Origin of the sequence: Peptoniphilus timonensis JC401 (assembly GCF_000312025.1) — a bacterium.
Taxonomy (GTDB): domain Bacteria; phylum Bacillota; class Clostridia; order Tissierellales; family Peptoniphilaceae; genus Peptoniphilus_A; species Peptoniphilus_A timonensis.
In genome coordinates, this window is sequence record NZ_HE978593.1 from 524,002 (window position 1) to 525,947 (window position 1,946).

Consider the following 1,946-nt stretch of genomic DNA (forward strand, 5'->3'; position numbering starts at 1 on the left):
GTCTCTTTTTCTAAGAGCATCCCACTTATTTACAGCAATTATAATTGCTTTATTATTATCATGAGCGTATCCAACTATTTTTGAATCTTGTTCAGTTACACCTTCAAGAGCATCTATCATAAGGACACATACATTTGATCTTTCAATCGCTGTTAAAGTTCTAATAACTGAATATCTTTCAACTCCTGGAACAATTTTCTTTTTCTTTCTTAGTCCAGCAGTATCGACAAAAACATATTCATTATCCTTGTATTTAATTAGTGAGTCAATTGAATCTCTTGTAGTTCCAGGTATATTTGTTACAATAGATCTATTTTCGCCAGTTAAATAATTAAGCAAAGAAGATTTTCCAACATTAGGTTTTCCTATTAAAGTAACTCTTATATTGTCATCTTCTTCAATTTCATCTAATGGTGTCAAATCCTTAACGACTTCATCTAGCAAGTCGCCTACACCAGTTCCTTGTTCTGCACTAATTCCTACAGGTTCACCTAAACCTAATTCGTAAAAATCATAAATATTCTCTTTTGTTATTTTTGAATCAAATTTATTTACAGCAAGAATTACTTTAGTTTTTGTTTTTCTTAAAAAGTTTGAAATTTCTCTATCAGTGGGATTTATTCCTTCAGCTCCATCAACAACAAATATAACGACGTCTGAGGTGTCTAAAGCTATATCTATTTGTGCCTTAATGTTAGACATAAATATGTCTTCATCCTTTAAATCAAGCCCACCTGTATCCACTAATAAAAATTTATAATTAAGCCAAGTTGCAGGCTGATAAATCCTATCTCTGGTAACACCTGGTGTGTCTTCTGTAATTGATATCTTTTTTCCAACTATTTTATTAAATAGTGTAGATTTGCCTACATTTGGTCTGCCAATTATTGAAATTATGGGCATTTCCATATAATCACCCCTATCTTAAATATTATATCAAACTAAATTATCATAATCAATTTACTAATTAGATTGAGAATAAAAAAACTGCATAGTATAATTGTTTTGGTGATAAAATGGCTAAAGTATTAAATAATATAAAAGATGCTAAAGATTTAATGAACTTGTCTTTATATACTGGTGCACTTCTCATCCAAAATGGAGCAGAAAGTTATAGAGCTGAAGATACAATAGAGCGAATTTGTAAATCTGTTTCTAATATTTCAAATGTTGCAGCTTATGCCCTACCCTCCGCTATATTTATCTCTATGGAATTTGAGGGTGAAACTCTTAGCAATTTTAGAAAGATTACTATTTCAGATACAAATCTTTACAAAATTGATTGCGTAAATTCTTTTTCTAGAGAATTTGTTTCTAAGGATCTCTCAATTAAAGAAGCTTATGATAGGCTTTTTGAAATTGACGGAAAAGAAGAAAGCCCATATAAAATTTATTTTTCAGGAGGAATTGCTGCTTCTTTTTTTTCAGTTTTATTTGGAGGAAATATAAAGGATTTTGCTGCTAGCTTTCTAATTGGTATTTTAATTCCAATTGTGCTGGATAAATTAAGCTATCTTAAGCTATCCTTTTTTATTAATAATATTATCTGTGCTTTTATAACTTCAATACTTGCAATTCTATGTGTTCATTTTGGATTCGGATCAAATGTGGACAATATAGTAATCGGTGTAATAATGCTTCTTGTTCCTGGAGTTGCTATAACAAACTCTGTTAGAGATATTATGAGTGGAGAATTCATAACAGGAGCTATAACTATGATCAAGGCCTTTTTCATTGCTCTTGCCATAGCTTTTGGAGTTGGTGTTGGTCTAAAAATTATGAGGTTTATATTATGAAAAGTTTAGAGCAATTTCTTTTATCGACTTTAGCGACTTATGGATTTACTATCTATTTTAAATTACCTAAAAGAGTTAGACTTATTACGTCAGCATTGTCAGGTTTTATTTGGGTTATATATGAACTCTTATATGAATTTTCTGATAATT

At 30.0% G+C, this 1,946-nt stretch carries 2 protein-coding genes; one reads left to right on the forward strand and one right to left on the reverse strand.

Going from position 1 to position 1,946, the window contains the following annotated elements:
- The coding region (der, locus tag HGPT_RS02545; RefSeq protein WP_081578495.1) for a ribosome biogenesis GTPase Der at positions 1-909 on the reverse strand (909 nt) is incomplete at its 3' end.
- Positions 910-1,016: 107 nt separating this feature from the next.
- Between der and HGPT_RS02550 the strand changes: the two genes are divergently transcribed.
- Positions 1,017-1,796: a threonine/serine exporter family protein gene (locus HGPT_RS02550; protein ID WP_019138313.1), complete on the forward strand. Its 780-nt coding sequence runs from the start codon at positions 1,017-1,019 to the stop codon at positions 1,794-1,796.
- Positions 1,797-1,946: the final 150 nt, after the last annotated feature.

Coding starts and splice junctions, on each gene's coding strand:
- HGPT_RS02550 (WP_019138313.1), top strand. CDS start 1,017: ATGGCTAAAGTATTAAATAATATAAAAGATGCTAAAGATTTAATGAAC.